Annotated in this window: 16 protein-coding genes; 12 read left to right on the top strand and 4 right to left on the bottom strand. The window is 70.1% G+C overall.

Annotated elements, in window-relative coordinates:
- Nucleotide 1 precedes the first annotated feature (1 nt).
- The 6 genes from N4G66_RS28640 to N4G66_RS28615 all read left to right on the top strand — a co-directional run bounded on the left by N4G66_RS28640 (nucleotide 2) and on the right by N4G66_RS28615 (nucleotide 10259).
- A complete protein-coding gene (locus N4G66_RS28640; RefSeq protein WP_261707126.1) occupies nucleotides 2-4987 on the top strand; it encodes a non-ribosomal peptide synthetase in 4986 nt (1661 codons plus the stop codon).
- Between the two features lie 59 nt (nucleotides 4988-5046).
- Nucleotides 5047-5769: a thioesterase II family protein gene (locus N4G66_RS28635; RefSeq protein WP_261707125.1), complete on the top strand. Its 723-nt coding sequence runs from the start codon at nucleotides 5047-5049 to the stop codon at nucleotides 5767-5769.
- A 183-nt stretch (nucleotides 5770-5952) separates the two neighbouring features.
- Nucleotides 5953-6909 carry an ATP-binding cassette domain-containing protein gene (locus N4G66_RS28630; RefSeq protein ID WP_261707124.1) on the top strand — a complete coding sequence of 319 codons (957 nt, stop codon included), beginning with the start codon at nucleotides 5953-5955 and terminating at the stop codon, nucleotides 6907-6909.
- Nucleotides 6906-7667, top strand: coding sequence for an ABC transporter permease (locus N4G66_RS28625; RefSeq protein WP_261707123.1), 762 nt, complete (start codon nucleotides 6906-6908; stop codon nucleotides 7665-7667). Before N4G66_RS28630 ends, N4G66_RS28625 begins: the two co-directional genes overlap by 4 nt.
- Before the next feature lie 675 nt (nucleotides 7668-8342).
- A complete protein-coding gene (locus N4G66_RS28620) occupies nucleotides 8343-9575 on the top strand; it encodes a cytochrome P450 family protein (RefSeq protein ID WP_261707122.1) in 1233 nt (410 codons plus the stop codon).
- Nucleotides 9576-9812: 237 nt separating this feature from the next.
- Nucleotides 9813-10259: a DUF6086 family protein gene (locus tag N4G66_RS28615; RefSeq protein ID WP_261707121.1), complete on the top strand. Its 447-nt coding sequence runs from the start codon at nucleotides 9813-9815 to the stop codon at nucleotides 10257-10259.
- Between the two features lie 89 nt (nucleotides 10260-10348).
- Here the strand turns inward: N4G66_RS28615 and N4G66_RS28610 are convergent, their stop codons facing one another.
- Nucleotides 10349-11692 carry an aminotransferase-like domain-containing protein gene (locus tag N4G66_RS28610; RefSeq protein ID WP_261707120.1) on the bottom strand — a complete coding sequence of 448 codons (1344 nt, stop codon included), beginning with the start codon at nucleotides 11690-11692 and terminating at the stop codon, nucleotides 10349-10351.
- Between the two features lie 1104 nt (nucleotides 11693-12796).
- On the opposite strand from N4G66_RS28610, the gene N4G66_RS28605 reads away from it, so the two are divergent.
- Together N4G66_RS28605 and N4G66_RS28600 are read left to right on the top strand one after the other, a co-directional pair.
- Nucleotides 12797-13723, top strand: a complete 927-nt coding sequence (locus N4G66_RS28605) for a phytanoyl-CoA dioxygenase family protein (RefSeq protein ID WP_261707119.1) — start codon at nucleotides 12797-12799, stop codon at nucleotides 13721-13723.
- 193 nt (nucleotides 13724-13916) lie between these two features.
- A complete protein-coding gene (locus N4G66_RS28600; RefSeq protein WP_261707118.1) occupies nucleotides 13917-14732 on the top strand; it encodes a DUF2785 domain-containing protein in 816 nt (271 codons plus the stop codon).
- 138 nt (nucleotides 14733-14870) lie between these two features.
- Here the strand turns inward: N4G66_RS28600 and N4G66_RS28595 are convergent, their stop codons facing one another.
- Together N4G66_RS28595 and N4G66_RS28590 are read right to left on the bottom strand one after the other, a co-directional pair.
- Nucleotides 14871-15362, bottom strand: a complete 492-nt coding sequence (locus tag N4G66_RS28595; RefSeq protein ID WP_261707117.1) for a hypothetical protein — start codon at nucleotides 15360-15362, stop codon at nucleotides 14871-14873.
- Nucleotides 15363-15471: 109 nt separating this feature from the next.
- Nucleotides 15472-16143: a hypothetical protein gene (locus N4G66_RS28590; RefSeq protein ID WP_261707116.1), complete on the bottom strand. Its 672-nt coding sequence runs from the start codon at nucleotides 16141-16143 to the stop codon at nucleotides 15472-15474.
- A 325-nt stretch (nucleotides 16144-16468) separates the two neighbouring features.
- Between N4G66_RS28590 and N4G66_RS28585 the strand changes: the two genes are divergently transcribed.
- A complete protein-coding gene (locus N4G66_RS28585) occupies nucleotides 16469-16993 on the top strand; it encodes a GNAT family N-acetyltransferase (RefSeq protein WP_261707115.1) in 525 nt (174 codons plus the stop codon).
- 286 nt (nucleotides 16994-17279) lie between these two features.
- On the opposite strand, the gene N4G66_RS28580 is transcribed toward N4G66_RS28585, so the two are convergent.
- Nucleotides 17280-18128: a putative nonproteinogenic amino acid hydroxylase gene (locus N4G66_RS28580; RefSeq protein WP_261707114.1), complete on the bottom strand. Its 849-nt coding sequence runs from the start codon at nucleotides 18126-18128 to the stop codon at nucleotides 17280-17282.
- A gap of 964 nt (nucleotides 18129-19092) precedes the next feature.
- Between N4G66_RS28580 and N4G66_RS28575 the strand changes: the two genes are divergently transcribed.
- From N4G66_RS28575 to N4G66_RS28565, 3 genes are read left to right on the top strand one after another with little or no spacing between them, the layout of a single operon-like run.
- Entirely contained in the window at nucleotides 19093-19404 is a 312-nt protein-coding gene (locus N4G66_RS28575) for a phosphopantetheine-binding protein (protein ID WP_261707113.1), read from the top strand.
- Nucleotides 19401-20651 (top strand): cytochrome P450, encoded by a 1251-nt coding sequence (locus N4G66_RS28570; protein ID WP_261707112.1) that lies wholly within the window; start codon nucleotides 19401-19403, stop codon nucleotides 20649-20651. The genes N4G66_RS28575 and N4G66_RS28570 overlap by 4 nt, the downstream gene beginning before the upstream one ends.
- Entirely contained in the window at nucleotides 20648-21385 is a 738-nt protein-coding gene (locus N4G66_RS28565) for a thioesterase II family protein (protein ID WP_261707111.1), read from the top strand. The genes N4G66_RS28570 and N4G66_RS28565 overlap by 4 nt, the downstream gene beginning before the upstream one ends.
- Nucleotides 21386-21414: the final 29 nt, after the last annotated feature.

The raw sequence follows: 21414 nt of genomic DNA, 5'->3' as shown, positions 1-21414 counted from the left end.
CGTGATTCCGCTTTCGTTTGCACAGCGCCGCATGTGGCTCACGCACCAGCTGGAGGGCGGGGCGGAGACCTACAACATCTCCCCGGCCTTCCGACTGAAGGGGCCGCTGGACGAGACCGCCCTCGTCGCGGCGATCCAGGACGTGGTCGCCCGGCACGAGACCCTGCGCACCACCTACGTGCTGGACGACAACGACGAGCCCCACCAGCGGATCCTGCCCGCGGCCCAGGCCCCCGTCCAGGTGCCGGTCATCGAGGTGGCGCCCGGCCGGCTGGACGAGGCGGTCGACGCGTTCATCGCGCACCGCTTCGACCTGATGGCCGACGTCCCCTTCCAGGTGCGCCTGTTCCGCTGCTCGCCCGAGGAACACGTCCTGGTCCTGCTCATCCACCACATCGCCTCCGACGGCGTCTCCGGCGGCCCCCTGGCACGCGACCTGACCACCGCCTACACCGCGCGCCTGGCCGGCCGGGCACCCGAGTACGAGCCGCTGGCCGTGACCTACAAGGACTACGCGCTGTGGCAGCGCGAACTCCTCGGCGACGTCGCCGACCCCGGCTCGCTGGCCGCGGCGCAGGCCAACCACTGGCGCAAGGAACTGGCCGGAGTGCCCCAGCCGCTCAGCCTGCCGCTGGACCGCCCGCGGCCCGCGACCCGGGACTCCAAGGGCGACTCGCTCCCGCTCACGGTGCAGCCGCAGGTCGCGGCCAAACTGCAGAAACTCGCCGACGAGCGCGGCATGACCATGTCGATGGTCGTCCAGGCCGCGCTCGGGGTGCTGCTGGGCAAGCTCAGCGGCGGCGAGGACGTCACCATCGGCAACCCGATCGCCGGACGCACCGACGAAGGCCTGGCCGATCTGGTCGGCCTGTTCGTCAACACCCAGGTGCTGCGCGTCGACCTCTCCGGCAACCCCTCCTTCACCGACCTGCTCCCACAGGTGCGCGACAAGGCGCTGGCCGCCTACGAGCACCAGGACGTGCCCTTCGAGACCCTGGTCGAACTGCTCAACCCCGAGCGCTCCACCGCCTACCAGCCCCTGTTCCAGGTGATGTTCGCCTGGCAGAGCTTCGAGAAGGCCGACTTCGAACTGCCCGGACTCAAGGTCGAGTTCGAGCAGTACCTCACCAACACCTCCCTGGCCGACCTGTTCTTCAGCCTGGCCTACGACAGCACCGGCACACTGCGCGGCGACCTCATGTACGCCACCCAGCTCTTCGACCGCGACACCGCCGAGGCCCTCGCCGACCGGTTCGTACGCGTCCTGGAGCAGGTGGCCGCCACGCCCGGGGCCCCGCTCAGCTCGATCGAGGTGCTCGGCGAGGACGAACGCGACCGCCTGGTACGGCGGATCAACGACACCGCCCGTCCGGTCACCGGGACCACCCTGCCCGACGCCTTCGAGGCCCAGGCGGCCCGCACCCCCGACCGCGTCGCGGTCATCGGCGAGCACGAGAGCCTGACCTACGCCGAGTTCAACCGGCGCGCCAACAAGCTCGCACACTGGCTCATCGAACAGGGCGCCGGCCCCGAGCAACTGATCGCCGTGAAGATCCCCCGCTCCGTCGACCTGCTCGTCGCGGTCTACGGCGTGGTCAAGGCCGGCGCCGCCTACGTGCCCCTGGACACCGAACTGCCCGCCGAACGCGTACGCCACGTCCTGGCGAGCGCGAAACCGCTGCTGCTCCTCGAGGACACGCTGCCGGACGTCTCCGGCCACCCGGAGTCGGACCCCGTGCGGGACCTGTCGCCGGACAACGCCGCCTACGTCATCTTCACCTCCGGCTCCACCGGCGGCCCCAAGGGCGTGCCCGTGGCCCACCGATCGATCACGAACCGGATCGAATGGGGCCTGGAACACTTCCAGGTCACGCCCGAGGACCGGATGCTGATGAGCACCTCCGCCAGCTTCGACGCCTCGGTGCCGGAGATGTTCTCCAACCTGCAGATGGGCGCCAGTGTCGTCGTCGCCAGCGCCGAGGGCCGCCGCGACCCCGCCTACCTGGCGGAGCTGATCCAGCGCGAGCGGGTGACCGCCGCGTTCTTCGTGCCCTCCCTGCTCTCCGCCTTCGTCACCGAACCCGCCGCCGCCAACTGCACCAGCCTGCGCTGGATCGAGGTCGCCGCCGAAGCCTTCCCGCCCGCCCTCGCCAACCGCTTCACCGACCTGCTCCCCACCTGCTCCGCCAACAACCTCTACGGCCCCACCGAGGCCACCGTCGAGGTCACCGGCTGGCAGCACGTCCCCGGCGCCGACCGCGTCCCCATCGGCACCCCCATCTGGAACAACCAGGTCTACATCCTCGACGCCGCGCTGCGCCCGGTCGCCCCCGGCGTCGCCGGCGAGCTCTACCTCGCCGGGACCTGCCTGGCCCGCGGCTACCTCGGCCAGAGCGCACTGACCTCCGAACGGTTCGTGGCCTGCCCCTTCGGCCCGCCCGGCGCGCGCATGTACCGCACCGGCGACCTGGTGAAGTGGAACAGGGGCGGCCAGGTCGAATACCTCGGCCGCACCGACTCCCAGGTCAAGGTCCGCGGCTTCCGCATCGAACTCGGCGAGATCGACCACGTCCTGTCCGGGCACCCCTCGGTCGCGCAGGCCGCCGTCGTGGTCCGCGAGGACCAGAAGGGCGACCAGCGCCTGGTCGCCTACATCGAACCCGACCCCGACGCCGCCGTCGCCGACACCACCGCCCAGGTGGAGGAATGGCGCCAGATCCACGACGACGCCCACGCCGACTTCGCGGACGAGGCCTGGGGCGAGGACTTCCAGCCCTGGAAAAGCGTCTACGGCGGCGAGCCGATCCCCGCGGAACAACTGCGGCAGTGGCAGGACGCCGCGGTCGCCCACATCCTGCGGTACGCGCCGCGCCGGATCCTGGAGATCGGCGCCGGCTCCGGCCTGCTGCTGGCCAGGATCGTCGGCGAGGTCGACGCGTACTGGGGCACCGACCTGTGCGCCGGCGCGATCGACCGGCTCCGCGCCCAGGCCGAGGCGGCCGGCCACGGCGACCGCGTCCACCTCGGCGTCCAGGCCGCCGACGACGTCTCCGGCCTGCCCCAGGGCACCTTCGACACCGTCGTCCTCGACTCCGTCATCCAGTACTTCCCGAGTGCCGAATACCTCGACCGGGTGCTCACCCAGGCCCTGGACCTGCTCGCACCCGGCGGCCGGATCATCGTCGGCGACATCCGCAACGCCGCCACCCAGCGGATCCTGGCGACCGCGGAGCAGCGCGCCCAGCAGCCTTACGCCTCCCACGAGGAGATCCGGGCGGCGGTGGAGCAGGCACTGCTCGCCGAGCGGGAACTGCTCATCGCCCCCGAATGGTTCGCCGAGTGGGCGCGCGAGCACGCCGTCGGCGCCGACATCCGGCTCAAGGCCGGGCAGGCGCACAATGCACTGACCCGCCACCGCTACGAGGCCGTCCTGCACAAGGAGAGGGCCGACGCCCTCGACCTGACCGGTGTGCCCGCGCTGCCGTGGGGCGGCGAGGTGTCCGACCTGGACCAACTGGCCGCACGGGTGGAGCGCGCGGGCGGGGGCCCGCTGCGGGTGACCGGCATACCCAACGCGCGACTGACGGAGGAGACCGCCGCCACCTTCGCCGGTGTCGTCGCCGAGGACGCCCCCACCGGCAGGCCCCTGGACCCCGAGGACGTCGCCACCTGGGCGCGCCGGCAGGGCCTGGACGCCGTGCTCACCTGGTCGGGCGAGGCCGTCCACAGCTTCGACGCGGTGCTGCTGCCCCAGCCGCGGACCGTCACCGCAGGGTTCGTGCCCAGCGCGGTGGCCGGACGCGTCCGAGCCAACGCACCCGCGCTGGCCAAGGCGATCGGCCCGCTGCTGGCCGAACTGCCCGCCTACCTGGGCGCGCGGCTGCCGGACTACATGGTCCCGGCCGCGATGGTGCCGCTGTCGCGGCTTCCGCTGAACCCGGCCGGCAAGATCGACCGAGGGGCGCTGCCCGCCGAGCACACCACCACCGTGAGCAAGGGCGAGCCGCGCAACTCCCACGAGCAGGACCTGTGCTCCTTCTTCAGCGACCTGCTCAAGCTGGAGCGGGTCGGCATCGACGACGACTTCTTCGCACTCGGCGGGCACTCCCTGCTCGCCACCCGGCTCAGCGCCCGCATCCGCAAGCGCTTCGGCGTCGACATGCCCCTGCGGACGATCATCCAGTACCCCACCGTGGCCGAACTCGCGGCGCTGCTGCTCATCGGCGGCGTCCCCGGCGACCACGAAGACTCCTTCAACGTCGTGCTGCCGCTGAACCGGGACCCCGGCACCGGCAAGGAGCCGGTGTGGTTCTTCCACGGCGGCGGCGGCCTCGGCTGGGCGTTCTTCACCTTCGCGCCCCACGTCCCCGACCGGGCGGCCTACTCCCTGCAGTCCCGCGGCTCCAACGGCAAGGAACCGATGGCCAATTCGGTGCAGGAGATGGTCGAGGACTACCTGGACCAGATCCTCGCCGTCCAGCCGCAAGGCCCCTACTACCTGATCGGCTGGTCCTTCGGCGGCCCCATCGCGCACGCCGTCGCCGAGGCGATGGACCGGCGCGGCCTCGAGGTCGGCCTCATCGCCGTCCTGGACTCCCAGCCGGCCAACTCCGCCACGAACAACGGCTTCCGCGAGGTCGCCGGCCGGACCAAGGAGCTCTACCGCGCCGATATCGAGGAAGTCTTCGGCAAGTTCATGAACACCGGCAACATGGACGCCTTCCTCGACACCATGTCGCAGGTGGGCGCCAACAACCTGCAGAAGATGGGCGTCTTCGAATCACCCGTCTACCGCGGCGACGTCCTCTATTTCAACGCCAGACTGGACAAGGTCGACGGAGTGACCTCCTACGGCCCCGACTGGCGGCCGCACGTCCTTGGAACCATCGAGGAGTACGACGTGGACGCCACCCACCACGACCTGCACATGCCCAAGCCCGCGGGCCAGATCATGCGGGTCATCGCCCGCAGGCTGGCACAGCGGTGAGCGGACGGAACCGACCGGGAAACGAGCGAGAGGAGCTGGTCGACGTGGCAGGATCCGGCATGTCAGCGCAATCGGGGGAGCGGACCACGCTGCTGTGCGTGCCGTTCGCCGGAGCGGGCCCCTCCTTCTTCCACCCGTGGCAGGAGCTGGCCGCCGGCCGGTGGCGGGTGACCTCGGTCGAACTGCCCGGCAGGGAGCGGCGGATCCTGGACGAGCCGTACCGCAACGTCGTCGAGGCGGCCAAGAACGAGATCGACGACATCGTCGCCGACCTCGGCGAGGGCAGCCGGGTCGTACTGTTCGGGCACAGCCTGGGCGCGGTGCTCGCCTACGAACTGGCGCACCTGCTCAGCACGCGCGACGTGCACGTCGAACGGCTGGTCGTCAGCGGCTCGCCGGGGCCCTGGACCCAGCGCGAGAGGCGGGCGACGGGACTCCAGGACGAGGAATTCCTCGCCCGGGTCGAGGAGTTCGCGGGCTTTCGCCACGAAGCCCTCGACCACCCCGAGATGCGCGAACTGATCCTCCCCACGCTGCAGGCCGACTGCGAGATGCACGAGAACTACCTCCCCAGCACCGACACACCGGTGTCGGTCCCGATCTGCTCGCTGCGCGGCGACCACGACGGACTGGTCACCGCGCAAGAGGCCCGGCAATGGCGGGACGCGACCACAGGCGGCTTCACCTGTGTCGAGTTCCCGGGCGATCACATGTACCTGGTCGATCACGGCCCGCAGATCCTGGACGTGATCGAGGCGCAGTCCGCACACGGCCGCCCGTGAGGTGAGCGCGCGGGCCCGCCGGAGACGCCGGGCCGCGGTATCGAGAAGGGCGTCCGCCCCGGCGGACGCCCTTCTCGCGCACTCACCGCACTCGACCGCGCCCGCCCCCTCATCCAGCGGGATTCAGGGGCCGTGCCAGGGGTGTGACAGGCCAATGTCAGGCACCGCAGGGACAGTTGCGGCATGACGAGTTCCGCGATCGCAGTTTCAGGACTACGCAAGGCATACGGCGACAAAGTCGTCCTCGACGGCATCGACTTCGACGTCGCCGCGGGATCGGTTTTCTCCATGCTCGGCCCGAACGGGGCGGGCAAGACGACGACGGTGAACGTCCTGACGACCCTGCTGACGGCCGACGCCGGAACGGTGCACGTCGCGGGGCACGACGTGGCGACCGCGACCAAGGACGTACGCGCGGCCATCGGAGTGACCGGCCAGTTCGCCGCGGTGGACGATCTGCTGACGGGCCGCGAGAATCTGCAGCTGATGGCGGACCTCAAGCGCCTGCGCTCCGGCGACCAGACGGTCACCCGGCTGCTGGAACGCTTCGACCTGGTGGAATCGGCCGACAAGATGGCCTCGACCTACTCCGGCGGCATGCGCCGCAAACTGGACCTGGCGATGACCCTGGTCGGCAACCCGCAGATCATCTTCCTGGACGAGCCGACCACGGGTCTCGACCCGCGCAGCCGGCGCACCATGTGGGGAATCGTCCGCGAACTGGTGGCCGACGGCACCACCATCTTCCTCACCACCCAGTACCTCGAGGAAGCCGACCAGCTCGCCGACCGGATCGCGGTGCTCAACCAGGGCCGACTGGTCGCCCAGGGCACGGCCGACGAACTCAAGCGCCAGCTCCCCGGCACCCACGTCAGGCTCCGCTTCGCCGACCCCTTCGAACTCGGCGAGGCGGCACGCGTCTTCACCGACTCCACCGCGGACGAGGAGGAACTGACCCTGCGGGTACCCAGCGACGGCCAGTCCAGGTCGCTGCGGGCCCTGCTGGACCGGCTCGACGAACACACCCTCAACGCCCAGGAATTCTCCGTGCACACACCCGACCTCGACGACGTCTTCCTCGCCCTGACCGAGAACACCGGCAAGGACACGAGCAAGGACAAGGAGGCGATCGCGCGATGAGCACCGTCTCGACCGCCTTCGAGGACTCGGCCATCATGCTGCGCCGCAACGTCAAGCACACCCTGCGCAACCCCACCACGGTGTTCAACGCGGTCCTGTTCCCGATCGTCATCATGCTGATGTTCGTCAAGGTCTTCGGCGGCGCCTTCAGCGTCGGCGAGCACTACATCGACTACGCGACACCCGGCCTGCTCGTGATGGCCGTCAGCTACGGCCTCGGAGCCACCGCGACCGCCGTGAACGACGACATGACCAAGGGCATCATCAACCGGTTCAAGACCATGGACGTCTCCCGCGGAGCCATGCTGACCGGACACGTCGTCGTCACCACGGTGCGCTGCCTGGTGGCCTGCGCGGCCATCATCGGCGTGGCCTTCGCCATGGGCTTCGACCCCGCCGCGAGCGCCCTCGACTGGCTCGGCGTCCTCGGCCTGTTCGTCCTGCTCGCCGTCGGCGCCAGCTGGCTCACCGTCGCCATGGGTCTGGCCGCCAAGACCGCGGAGTCGGCGGGCCTGGCCACCGTCCCGCTCATCATGCTGCCGTTCCTCAGCAGCGCCTTCGTGCCCGCGGACACGATGGGGGCCGGCGTGAAGCAGTTCGCCGAGTACCAGCCCTTCACCCCGATCATCGAGACCCTGCGCGGACTGCTCGCCGGCCACCCCTCGGGCGGCGACGCGATCGCCGCCCTCGCCTGGTGCCTCGGCTTCGCCGTCCTCGGGTACGTGTGGGCGCTCTCCACGTTCAAGAAGCGAGCCTGACCCACCACCGGCACAGACCAACCGGCCTCCCCAGCCGCCTCGGCGACGCGCGCGTCGCCGAGGCGGCGCCACGCGGTCCCTCATGCCCGCCGCGCCGCAGCACCGCAGCACCGGAGTCCGCGACGGCGACGAGCACCCGCGCGAAACAGCAGCACCTGTCCCGCCCCGGCCGAAGCCCCGACCCGAACCTCGGCCGACGCCGCGCAGGCCGCCGGCACGGCACGCCCGGACCTCACCGAGACGGCCGGTGACACCGTCGGCGAGACGATCGGTGACGCCGCCGGCGAGGCAGCCGAGCAGACAACCGTGCACCACTAGCGGCTGTGCACCACTAGCGGCCGTGTGCCACCGGCGGTTGTGCGCCACCCCGTGGCCGTGTGCCACCGGCGGACGTTCGTCCGCCCCGCTTCACCGCCCGGCACGGATGCCGCGCCACCGCGCCACCCAGGGGCCTGTGCGCCCTCGCGGCGGGGTGCCGTCCCATCGGGCCAGACCGGCCCCCGAGAGGGCCGCATCGCCCGGCGCACCCGGCGTGCCCGGCCGGATGACCCGCTCCGATGCGGGCGGCCCCACGCCCCCTCGGTTCCGCGTTCGTGAGCCGCACAGCCGCACACCAAAGGAATCCAACTGGGCTTGCCACCCGCACCACGATGGATGTTAAGGAGAACGGCGATCATGGCCGAGCAGATCATCAGCCTGACCAACCCCGAATTCACCACCGACCCCGTCTGCGCCTACGCACGCCTGCGGGAGGAAGCCCCGCTCGTCCGCGTCGGGTTCCCCGGCGGGCCGCGGGTCTGGCTGGTCACACGGAACGAAGACGTCAAAGCGGTGCTCAGCGACCCGCGGCTCGTGGTGGACTACAGCAACGTGCCGGGCCACCAAGGACCCAGCGTGGCGGACCAGATGGTCGCGGCCCTCGACCTGCCGGACGAGTTCCGGCCCTACGTCGCGGCCAACATGATGCTCAAGGACGGCCCCGACCACGCCCGCCAGCGCCGCCTGGTGACACCCGCGTTCACCGTCCGCCGCATCAAGGCCCTGCGGCCCCGCGTCGAGGAGATCTCCGCCCAACTCCTCGACACCCTGGCCCGAAAGGGATCCGGCGACCTCATCGAGGACTACTCCTCACCGCTGACCGGCACCGTCATCTGCGAACTCATCGGCATCGACGAGACCGACCAGCCACAGGTACGCAAGTGGATGAACGAATACACCGACGTCGGCGCCGACCTCGCCGAGAGCGCCGGCAACATGGTCGCCTACATCAAGAAGCTCATCGCGCGACGCCGGGCCGAGCCGGCAAACGACATGATCTCCGCCCTGGTCCAGACATGCGACGAGGACGGCGACCGGCTCAGCGAAGACGAGATCATCTCGATGGCGCTCCTGGTCGTCAACAACGGGCACCACTCCACGTCCCACTTCATCCCCAACGCGGTCCTCGCACTCTTCGACAACCCGGACCAGCTGGCCCTGCTGCGCGCCCGGCCGGACGCTCTGCCGCACGCCATCGAAGAGTTGATGCGGGTCGCGAACCCCATCCCGACCGCCGGACCGCGGTACGCCACCGAGGACATGGAGTTCGCCGGCGTCCCGATCCGCAAGGGCGACGCCCTGACCGGCTCCTACCTCTCCGCCAACTACGACCCGCGCGTCTTCCCCGACCCCGAACGCTGCGAGGTGGAACGTGTGCTGAAGCGCGGGCAGGGCCACCTCGCCTACGGGGCGGGCCCGCACTACTGCCCCGGCGCTGCGCTCGCCCACCTCGAAGGCGAGATAGCCCTCAGCCACCTGCTGCTCCAGCGCGACAGCCTCGAAATCACCGTCAGCCGCGACGCCCTGAGATACACCGAAGCCACCCCCGGCGGCGCCCGGCTCCTCAACGCACTCCCGGTACGCCTGTGAGGACCTGACCGGCGACACACAAACGGGCGGCCCCCGAACCCATCGCGCTCGGGGGCCGCCCGCATGCGTACGTGCCGGAGTCGCCCTTGCAGTCGTGCTCAAGCCGCGGACGAAGACGGATGGTTCGCGTGCCGGAGCAACGAGCCTTGGCCCAGCACGCACCGGCTTTTACTCGTGTGCCCGCCGGCCGTCCGGTCCCCTAGCGTGTGCCGGGGCTGTTGAGCAGGGGGAGCGGCGATGAGCATGTACTTCGAGTTGGGCGACGAGACGTTGTGGAACCCGTCGAACGGTGCCGGCCGTCTGTTCCTGCGGCAGGTCGAGGTGTTCGAGGCGGAGCTCGGACTGCCCTCGGGAATCGGCCAGGGCAGGCACTGGGGCGACCCGGGCACACGCGAGGTCGAACCGGCCTTGTACGCGGAGTTCGTGCACGGACTGGTGGCCTGGCACTGCCGGACGGGGCACTCCGTGATCCTCGCGCTCTCCGAGGGATTCGCGGCGACCGCGGTCGCGCTCGCGCGGCGGGCGGGCATCGAGGTGGTGATACCCGAACCGGAGGCCGGCCACGTAGGTGGGGGAGCCCGCTACGACGTACAGGTTCCCGGCAACCCCCGGCCCACGCCGGCCGCCGTCGCCGGCGCGCTGGACATGCGCGCCCGTGAGATGGACCGCGCGATGGCCCGCTGATCCGACAGGGGCCGGGGATCCCCCATTACCGGTTACCGCGGCATGACCGGACAACAGCCGGCAGCCGTCACCGGTTCACCCGTCACCGGTCACATGCCCTGAGGCTGCAGTACGTGGTCGCCCGGAGCGTGCGGGAGTTCGCTGAGTTGCTTGGCGTGCTGGTCCTGGACGAGTTTGCCCAGCCGGTCGATGCCCAGGGCGATCTGGTCGGGGGTGAGCACGCTGAAGGAGAGCCGGGCCTGGTGGAATCCGGACGTGCCCCCGTAGAAGTGGTGCATGGGGGTCCACAGGACGCCGAATCTGGAGGCCGAGTATTCGAGCATGTCGTCGTCGGCCGGGAACGGCAGGGTGATGACGACGAACATTCCGCCCTGCGGCGTGTTCCACGTGACGTCCTGCGGCATGCCCGGTATCGGTTGGAAGACGGACTTCAGTCGGTCCAGGGTGACAGCCAGGTTCTGGCGGTAGACCGCGGCCTCGCGAGCGGTGGCGCGCTTGAGGCTGCATCCGTTCTCCAGGAGATATCCGCCGATGACGGCCTGGGCGACGGTCGAGGTGTTGAGGGTCACCATGCTTTTCAGCTTGGCGAGATGGTCGGCGAGGAGCACGGGGGCCGTGGAGGATTCTTCGGCCGCGGTCACGGGCTGGTCCGCGATGACGTAGCCCACCCGGGCGCCGGCGAAGGCGGATTTCGCGAACGATCCCAGGTGGATCACCTGATGCCGCTCGTCCAGGGCCTTGAGCATGGGCAGCGGCGAATCGCCGGAACTGAACAGGGAGTAGGGGTTGTCCTCGATGACGAGAATCTGCTCGCGCCCGGCCAGTTCGAGCAGGGCGATCCGGTCCGCCAGGGACATGCTCGCGCCGCTCGGGTTGGCGAAGTCCGGGACGACGTAACAGGCGCGTGGCCGAAGCCCCTCGCACCGTGCCGCCTCGATCTGCCGCTCCAGGTCCGCGAGATCGATGCCGCCCTCGTGCTCCCGCACGGAGCGCAGGGGGGCGCCGGCCACCCGTGCCGCGCCGATGAACCCGACGTAGTTGGGCGTCGCGGCCAGGATGACGTCGCGCGCGTCCCGGACGAGCGCGCGCAGCAGGAGCACCATCGCCTCCTGGCAGCCGGTGGTCACCACGATGCTCTCCGGGTCCACCGTGAAGCCCTCGTCGATCTCGAGCTGGCGCGCTATGAGTTCGTGGATGAATCCTTTCGTGCGGCCGTACTGGAAGAAGGTGCGCCGCACGTGCTCTGCGGGAAGTCCTTTTTCCTTTTCGAGATATCCCCTGAACGTCGTGAGGTGACGTGACAGAGCCTCGACGTCGTAGAAGCCTTCGAACGGGCGGCCCGCCGAGAACGAGACTGCTTCCGGGTACCGTCCCGCGAGCTCGTTGAGCAGCGTCATGGAGGTGAGTGCGGGATCGTCGACCGACGCGTGCAAGTCGCTGATACTCAGCCGAATCGGCCCTGTTTCCATGGACATAGTCACGTCATCCTCATCCGCCGGACAACCCAGCCCTGAGCTGGTGTCGGTTGGGTAGGGCAGCGCTCCGCGAGGGGTGTCGTGGTGCCACGGCCCGCACAGAGGCAGATCGGACTCGTGCGGCACTGGTGGCCGCGTAGAACAGCGCCCGGTACGGCGCTCGAATGCCGCCTCGTCGGGGGTTCTCAAGAATATCTGGCTCTTCCCTCCAGCGTGAAGAGCGTGGCTGCCGGAGGCAGTTGAGATATGCCGGCCCCGGCGACGAGCCGGCGGCCGCACACGAAACTCCCCGCGATTCGGGGACGGTCCCATTGATGTCCCGCTGTTTTGACGCGGGTTGGAGCGGTGGACGGCGATGAGCTGTCGAGGCGGTCGGCGACAGGCCTGGCCGGGGTGCGCCCCTGTGCCTGTCCCGTCAACGGGACAGGCGCCTTGTCGCCGATCTCGCCACCCGCTCACCGCGAAACGCGGGCGGGTGACGGATCGGCGGCTTCGCTCAGGGACGGGACAGACGGGAACGTCTCGTACCGGGAGTCCCAACGGGCTGCGGAGAACGCCGAGTTCCGGCCGAACACCGGACGACGGAGACGCCCGGACCCGGGCGGTGCGGCGGGCAGCGCGGGCGACGCCGGAAGCCCGTGAGCGCTCCCGACACGCCGACCGCCTCGGCAAAGAGCCCCGAGGCCGGTGGGACGTTGACACCCCTCCTGCGCGGCGGACAGAGTATTGGACTGCCGGGGAACGGCGAGAAGGCCCGGGGCTTGCTGCCGCGACTGGCCGGATTGACCCGGCCCCGCGGATCGCTGTCGGACGCGAGCGTCGAGCCGTACACGCGGACGAGCCACCGCAACCGTGCCCGTCGGGCGAAAGAAGCGCGTCGCGTGCCGCTGCCCGGCCGGCACGGCTGCCTGTCAGGGCGATGCCGCATCGACACTCTGCTTCGACCACCCCCACCTCCACATGTCCGGGGCTGAACTCCAGGAGCCGGCAGACGGCACACCGTGACGGCTCCACGAACCCGTTCCGCGCGGCGGTACCTGACACCTGAGAAGGAGCTGACGCATGACCACACTTGGCGATGGCGTGCTGGAGAAGGCTGCGGCGGAATACGCCGAGCAGGGCTTCTCCATCATCCGCAACGTCGTGCCGCAGGATCTCCTCGAGGAGGTGTCCGCCCACGTCGACTGGCTCACCCGTAAGTATCCGGATCTGCGTCCCGAGCACTTCCACCACCCGCTGATCCGCAACGACGCCTTCTGGGCACGCCTGGTCTCCGACTCCCGGCTGGTGGACATCGCGGAGTTCTTCCTCGGCCCGGACCTGGCATGCTTCACCGCCCACTACATCTGCAAGCCCCCCTACGACGGACAGCCCGTGCTGTGGCACCAGGACGGCGCCTACTGGACGCTGAGCCCCATGCAGGCGCTGACGGTGTGGCTGGCCGTCGACGAGAGCACCACGGAGAACGGCTGCCTGCGGATGATCCCCGGCAGTCACGAACTGCCGCTGCACAAGCCGTCGGTGCGCACGGACGAGCCCAACATGCTGTTCTCCGCCTCCGACGAGACACTGGTGCAGGAGTGGGTGGACAAGCGCGGAGTCGTGGACATCGAACTCCAGCCGGGTGACATCTCGATCCACCACCCCCATCTGCTGCACTACTCGGAGGCGAACACCTCCGCCAAGCGGCGGTGCGGGCTCGACATCGGCTACATCTCGACGGCCACCCGGATCCACAGCGACGGGATCTACCTCGACCCGCTGCTGGTCCGCGGAACCGACAGCGCCGGCCTCAACAGCTACCGCCCGTTCCCCGTCTTCGAGGACAGCGAGACGATCTCCTTCGCCGGACAGGACGAGTGGAACGGCAAGGTCGCCGCACTCAACGCGGCGCTGCCGCCGCGCTCGCGGGACCTGCCCGACGAGAGCCCGATCGAGACGACCCGGCACATGATCGACCGCCTGCGCGCAGGCACCGCGAAGCGCTGACCGCGGCCGTACCCGCCGATGGTGCACCGCCCACCCGCGGTGGACCATCGGCTCGCCGACGGCGCGCCGGCTTTGGTGGCCGGCCCGGAGGAGGAACACAGCCCACGACCTCGCCGTCCTCGCGGCAACAACAGCCGGTACCGGAGTGGCCGGATACCAGGACACCGTCAACGGCCGTGACTAGGGTGTCGCGATGCCCATGGATCACTCCACCTGGTCGTCGATCGCCGGTGACGGCTTCCCCTTTCCCGAAGGCGTTCCGGTCTCCCGGCTCAGCGACGAACTGTCGGCCATGCTCGTCTCCCCTGACCCCGAGGTCCGCGATGCCCAGGCGTACACCGCCGCCGCGCGCTGGATCGGTGAAGGCCGTCTCGACGAGGTCCTGGAGGACCTCGGGGACACGGCCGCGGACCGCTTCACCCATCCCGAGATCCAGGCGCGGACCTTCGCGCCGCTCGTCCTGCGATGCGTGCTGGCGCGCGCGGTGGCCGCGCCCGGTGCTGTGCCGGGAGCCGCCGCCGAGCGTTGGTACGTCCCCTTCGCCGCCTGGTATCCCGCCGAGTGCGACACCCGTGGCTGGGACGACTCCCTGGGCTGGCTGCACGCCGTCGCCCATGGCGCTGACGCGGCCGCGGCGTTCGCGCAGGCGTTGCCGGGCCGCCGCGCGGAGCTGCTGGAACTGTGTGCCCGCCGGATGACGGCTGCGGCCGACTACCGGTACGTCCAGCTGGAGGATGCCCGTCTGGCCCGTGCGATCTGCCGCATCCTGCTGGCGCCCGGTCTGCCGGCCGAGCAGGCAACCGGGTGGCTGAGCGTGGTCGCCGAGGCGCTGGAGGGCGGTGGTCACGGCCCGGTACCGCCGTGGGCGTTCAACACCTTCGCGACCCTGCAGTCGCTGCATCTGCATCTGACCCGCGGCCTCGCCGAGGAAGGCGTTCCCGCCCACGCCGGCGTCGTTGCCGCGAAGGTGGCCGCCGTCCTCCGACTGCCGTATCACTGGCTCGCCTGACAGGCACCGCAAGCCCGTTCCGACCGCCGATGCCCCCGGAGCGTGCTGCCCCCGCACGGGCAGCGGGCAGCCCCTTTCCGCCCTGCCTTGTCCCCGAACGCAGCCCCCCATCTCACCGAGTCCGCTCAGTGTTCTCGGTCAAGGCATTTCGAGTTCGGGCAAGGAGAGGAATCCGGTGATGGTCTCCACGATCCGCTCCTCGTCGTCGTCTCTGCCGAGATCCGCGGGCCTGATCAGGCGCGCCGCCGTGAGGGCGGGCAGCAGCAGGTCGGGCTCCTCGCCTCCCCGGTAGTACGGAGTCTCGAAGCTGAAACCGGCGAACAGGCGTCCATCGCGCAGGTATTGGAACGAGGGGCCGTGGGCTTTGGCGATGCACGGTTCGGTCTCGAAGACGACGAGCTCGCTGCCGGCCGGGCACAACCGCCCGTATTCGGTGAGGCCGCAGTCACCGCTGTCCCAGCTGAACATGTCGTGCATCAGCACTCCCCACTCGGCGCCCTTGCCGTACGCGAGTGGCCTTCGCCGCTGGTCGAGGAGTCCTTGGGTGAGCGCGTCCAGAGAGGTCCCCCGGAAGAAGACGACGTTGGTCTCCTCGTGGTGCGGGAGCGGGCGGTGTATCCAGTGCTTCATGCCGGGGACGGTAAGGGAAGGCACTGACAAGCCCGCGGCCACGCGGCGCCCGGGACCACCGCCCGGATGCCGCGCCTGCGCCAGGTGGTCGCGGGTTGCCCGGGTGGTGTCAGCGCGTGCGTCGACGGGCCCGGACGAGGCCGGCGGCGAGGAGCCCGGTCAGCGCCAGGGCTCCGGCGCCCGCGGTGGCGGTCCATGCCGTCGTACTCCAGCTGCCGGAGCCGGCGGAGCTGCCGGCTTCGCCGATGGCCTCGATGGTGATGGAAGCGGTGCTGTTCTCAGGGTCGGCGTCGCCCCGCAGCCGTTCCGCCGGGGCGTCGACACGGATCCTGCCGCCGGTGAGCCTGGACGGGTCGTCGATCCGCAGCCTGAAGGGATAGGCGACGTGGAATCCGTCCCGGAGCATGGGAATGTCGAAGCTGTTGGTGTACAGGCCGTATTCGCACAGATAGAAGGGCTTTCGCGTCGTGCTGTTGCCGAGCTTGCAGAGCTCCGGAGTGCTCAGCACGGTCACGCCCTCGGGGAACTGCACTTCGGTACGGGCGAACGGGACGCTGTTCTCGGCGTCCAACTGGGCCTGGACGTCGGCACCGTGGAAGTCCAGGGCCAGGCCGGCCGTGACGGTCTCGCCCTTCCTGCCCTTGAGCGCGGCGCCCGTCACCTCGAGATCCCACGGGGTGTCCCCGGACCCGTCCGTCACCAGCAGGGCCAGGAGCAGCCCTCCGCCCAGCACGGCAGCCGTCACCGCATACACCCGGCCGAGCCGGACTCGCCTGATCATGTCGTCCCTTTCGCGCCCCGCCCCGGCGCGGTGGGCACCGGGGACGCGCCGACGAGCCCCAAGTGCGTCGCCCGCACCTACGAGACACGTTCGGCGGGCTCAGGGTTGTACCAGATCTTGTAGGAGGTTCCGGGTCGCGGACCCCGGCCCACCAGGCAGTTCCGCCTGGATCGGTCGGTCGTTGGTCCGGGTGTGCCGTCAACCGATGCGCAGCGGGCCCGGATCGGGCCGTTACTCGCGGACTGGACGCCGAAGCGCGGCCACCCGTACGGAGCAAGCGCGGCCGCACAGCCGAGGCGGTTCGCCTCCGTGTGAAGATCACGATGTGAACGACATACGCTTTCGTCTCGCCACCCACGCCGACCTCCCCTCCGTCGTCCGCCTGCGTGACGACGCCGCCCGTTGGATGCTCGCTCAGGGCATCAAGGGCCAGTGGCAGCCGGGCGAGTTGGACGAGGACCACTTCCGGCGCGTCATGACGAGCGGAGAGGTCTGGCTCGCGGAGGCCGCAGGCCTTCTGGCCGGGGCCTGGGAGTTGTGGTGGGAGGACGAGGACGCCTGGGGCGCACAGCCGCCCGTGGCCGGTTACGTCCACCGCCTGATGGTGGATCACGGCAGCGTCCCGCCGGGGACCGGGCGACTGCTGCTGCAGGCCGCGGAGCGCCGCGTGGCCGCGACGGGGCGGACACGGGTGCGCCTGGACTGCCTGGCCGGCAACGCCCGTCTGACCGCGTACTACCTGAACGCCGGATACGAGGTCGTCGGCCACAAAGCAGGCAAACCGCAGCCAGGAGGTGCGCCCAAGTCGTTCACGCTCCTCGAAAAGGCGGTGCCGGTCCACAGCGAGTAGGAGCCGCCCGTTGCGTGGCGGGGACCGAAGGACAGCAAGAGGTCACCGTCCGGTGAGCACGATCCGGCGGACCGGCGCGGCCCCCGGCCGCGACGGCGCGGGTGAAAGCCTCCGGTCCCGGACCGTACGCCGCTCCCGAAGCGCATGCGCGGCGCGCGAAGCGAATGTGCGGCGCGCCCGCGGGAGTTGACGGCCTGCACTGTCGAACTCGGGCTGCTTGTCTTCGAATTCCACCCGCCGGTCGGGCCGTTGCACCGCATGCGGGACCGGGGTGTCCCGCCGTGCTTCACCAGTCGAACGCCTCGCCGTCGCCGCGCTTCTCGATGCAGTACGTGCGGAAGGCCTGGGCCTTGGCGACCATGTCCTCGTCGCCGCTGCGCCGCGCGGCCTCCAGGTACCAGTCGAACGCCGCGGTGGCATGAGCGCGCCGCTCGAAGTGGACCGCGGCGAAGCGGCGGAAGTCGGCACGCATGGTCTGTGGGGTGAAGTTCCGTCCGGAGTCGATGAGTTCCTCGAGCTCCGCCGCGCTCACCTCGGGCCGGTCGGGGACGCTGATCGGCTCGGTCGCGGGAACGTCGTTGCGGATCGCCAGGGGCTCATCGGCGTCCGCGAAGTCGAGGCAGAGGGACAGCCGGGCGGTCTGGGCGGTGCTGCGCGCGGAGTGGGGGTCGGTCGAGTGGATCTTCCACACCTCACCGCGGCGTATGTGATAGACGGTGTCGTTCTCGGAATGCAGGGCTTCCTCGCTGGTGCGCAGCGGAACCTGCACCCGCAGGCCCGGCTTGGCCCATTCGAGGAAGTCCACGTGCGGGGAGATGATTCCGTCACGGAGGCTGAAGACGCGCACCCACTGCAGCCGGTCCAGGGGGAAGTGCCCGGTCACCAGGGACATGATGTTCGGCAGCTGCTTGCCCAGTTCGGTGAGGGTCAGGCTGCCCTCGTGAGGGCGGAAGGCGGTGTCGGAATCGGCGCCGGTTCCGTTGGCCAGGACATGGGACGACCACGACCCGAAGGTGAAGGTGTCGTACTCGCCGCCGTACTCGTGCCGGTCCAGGACGGCCAACTCGGAATCCAGGTCGTACGAGTTGATGGGCAGCACCGCAAGCCGTTGCGACTTGAGCGAGGACTTGAGCAAGGAAATCCCCTCCAGCATATGATTTTTGACGCACCCGGAAACTGCTGGGCGTTCTTCCCGGTCGTCACCGTAATTCTGCGGAGATGCGTATGGCAATGACGTGAGTGTTCGCGAGGCGGTACGGCCCCGGGTCGTCCGGGAACGTCGCGGGCCGGCCGTGCAATGCGGGTGATCGCCGGAGAGTGCGGGCGTCCGCATGGAGTATTTCCGGTCCGTTCCCGGGGGAGTGGGCCGGTGTTCGCGGTGACGGCGAAGGCGGCGGGTGCACCGGCGGCGCGGTGCCTGCGGTCCAGGGTGTTGTGCCCGCCCCGCGCCGGTCACCGCCTGCCGCTGCAAGGGCGGCCGGCAGCCGCCTGTCACCCGAGCCCGAGTCCGTACCTGACCTGTACCCGAGCCCGTGTCCGTACCCGGGGCGGGATCGCGAGAGGCCGTTGCTGTCCTGTCGGCGGGACAACGGGTGCCCGGCAGGGTGTTCGCGCTGTCCGCGCTGTCATCTCTTGCACGGCGTTTTCCCGGCCGACTACCTTGGCGTCGCGATGGCTTTTGACGCACATGTCGAATGCTGCCGGCGGCGACCGCGAAGGTGTCCTTGTCCGAAGGGCCTGACCGTGTTCCGCCTTCCGCGATCCGCAGTCGAGCTTTAGCTTCGTCCCGTACCTGCACGGCGCCGACCGGCGAAATTCGCGAACATCCGGATGTTCTTTCCGGGGCGGCACGATTCCATCGGTACCTGGAGCGGCCGGCCTGCCGCCCCGGTTCGGCCGGGAAGCCTCCATTCGCCGCCGTTCAAAGGATGTGCCTCAACGGCGGAACAGCGGAAAGAGCCCCAGTGGCCCTGGCGGCCGTGGCGGCCGTGATGACCGTGGTGGCCGTATTGACCGTAATGGCGGTGACGGTCCGGACAGGGGACCGGAAATGGCGTGGGCGGGCATTTCCCGTTCGACAGAGGAAGGAAAGGCTGGCCATGGAATCGTTGCCGCAGGTCCACCGGCGAGGTGGACAGGACGAGGCGTCGGAACGACAGGTCGCGCCGTCGGGTGAGCCGGTGTCGCTGGCGCAGGAGATCTCGGCTCTGTGGGGGGAACACTTCACCGGCCGTGAGGTCGGCTCGGAGGACGACTTCTTCGCGCTCGGCGGCAATTCGCTGATCGGCATAAAGATCATCGAGCGGGTGTCGCAGAAATACGGCGTCCAGCTGTCCGTGCGCGACTTCTACCTGGCACAGACCCCGACCCGGGTCGCCGAGCTGATCGAGCAGGGGAGGGCCGCGACGTGAGGTTGACGCCGGGTCCCGGGCGCGACGTCGACCTCGACACCGTCGACCTGTTCGACCTGGACCTGTACACCTCGGGCGATCCGCACCCGGTCTGGGACGTGATGCGGGCCAAGGCACCCCTGCACCGCCAAGTCCTCGCGGACGGCCGGGAGTTCTGGTCGGTGACCCGCTACGAGGACGTGTGCCGCGTGCTCGGCGACCACCGGGAGTTCACCTCGGAGCGCGGCACGGTGGTCACCCACCTGGGGGAGGACGACGTCGCGGCGGGCAAGCTGCTGACATCCACCGATCCGCCGCGGCACACCGAGGTCCGCAGGCCGGTCGGCTCCAAGCTCACCGCGCGGGCGGTGAGGTCCTGGGAGGACTCGATCCGGCGGTCGATCGTCCGCTTCCTCGAACCGGCCCTGGACGGCGACACCTTCGACCTGGCCGAGCGGGCGCTGCTCCTCCCGGCGATCGTCACGGGCCCGCTGCTGGGGATCCCGGAGAAGGACTGGGAAGAACTCGTCGAGCTGACCGCGATGGTGACGGCTCCCTCGGACCCGCACTTCCAGCAGGGCAGTGAGGCCGCGACGCTGGCCATCTCCCACCACGAACTCGTCACCTACGTCACCGACTGGGTCAAACGGCGCCGGGCGAGCGGAGGCGGGGACGACAGCCTGCTCGACCACCTCATGAGCGTGCGCCCGGGAGGCGCGCCGCTGACCGACGAGGAGATCGCCCTCGACGGCTACAGCATTCTGCTGGGCGCCAATGTGACGACGCCGCACACCGTCGCGGGCACCGTGCAGGCGCTCATCGAGCGGCCCGAGCAGTTCGAGAAGGCGCAGGCCGATCCGTCGCTGATCCCGAACCTGGTCGAGGAGGGGCTGCGCTGGTCGTCGGCCGCGTGCAACTTCATGCGGTACGCGGTGGACGACGTCTCCATCGGCGGGGGCACGATCCCGGCCCGCGGGGCGGTCGTGGCGTGGATCGGGTCGGCCAACCGGGACGCGTCCCAGTTCCCCGATCCGCACACGTTCGACATCACGCGCGCCAACGCCAAGCGCCAGGTCGCGTTCGGGTTCGGGCCGCACTTCTGCATCGGGGCACCGCTGGCCCGGCTGACCCTGCGCGTCTTCTTCGAGGAACTGCTCCAGCGGTTCGCGTCGATCGACCTCGCCGGCGAACCGCAGCACCTGCGGTCGTACTTCATCGCCGGGATGACCCACCTCCCCATCGTCGCCCAGAAACGACACACGCCATGACCTCCGGCTCCACCACCACCGCGTCGCCGTGGTTCGTCCGGCCGCCGTCCGCCGACCACCTGGCCCGGATGTTCTGCTTCCCCTTCTCCGGGTCCGGGGCCTCGGCCTTCAGCGCCTGGCCGGCCGCGATCGACGACGTCGAGGTCTGCCCGGTGCAGTTCCCCGGCCGCGAGAACCGGCTGGGCCATCCCCACTACGGCACCTACGAGAACCTCGCCGCGCACCTGGCCGAGTCCCTGGCGCCGCTGCTCGACCGGCCGTTCGCGTTCTTCGGGCACTGCGCGGGTGCGCTGCCCGCCTACGAGACCGTGCTCAGGCTCGCCGAACTCGGCCTGCCCACACCCGACTGCCTGTTCGTGTCCGGCCAGCCGGCCCCGCACGACGCCTCGCGCGACCGGATGCTCACCATGACCGAGCCCGAACTGCGCGCCGAGGTGGAGTCGTTCGTCCGCGGCCGGGGCATCGAGCCCCGGCCGGACATGGTCGACCTGGGCCTCATGGTGCTGCTGCGTGACCACGCGGCCGCGGGCGCCTACCGGCGCGAGAAGCCGGTCGCGGTGGACTGCCCGCTGGTCGTCCTGCACTGGCGCGACGACCCGGACGTGGGCCTCGGTGACCTCCAGGGGTGGCGCCGGTACGCGGACTCGGTCGAGTTCCGGGTGGTCGACGGCGGCCACTACGACTTCATGGACGCCCCCGACGAGCTGCGCAAGCTGCTGACCCGTTGGCTGTGAGCCGCGGGCAGCGCCGCCAGGAGCCGTAC

This window comes from Streptomyces rhizosphaerihabitans, from assembly GCF_025399795.1.
In the GTDB taxonomy this organism is placed as follows: Bacteria; Actinomycetota; Actinomycetes; order Streptomycetales; family Streptomycetaceae; genus Streptomyces; species Streptomyces rhizosphaerihabitans.
This window is presented reverse-complemented; position numbering and strand designations above follow the sequence as displayed.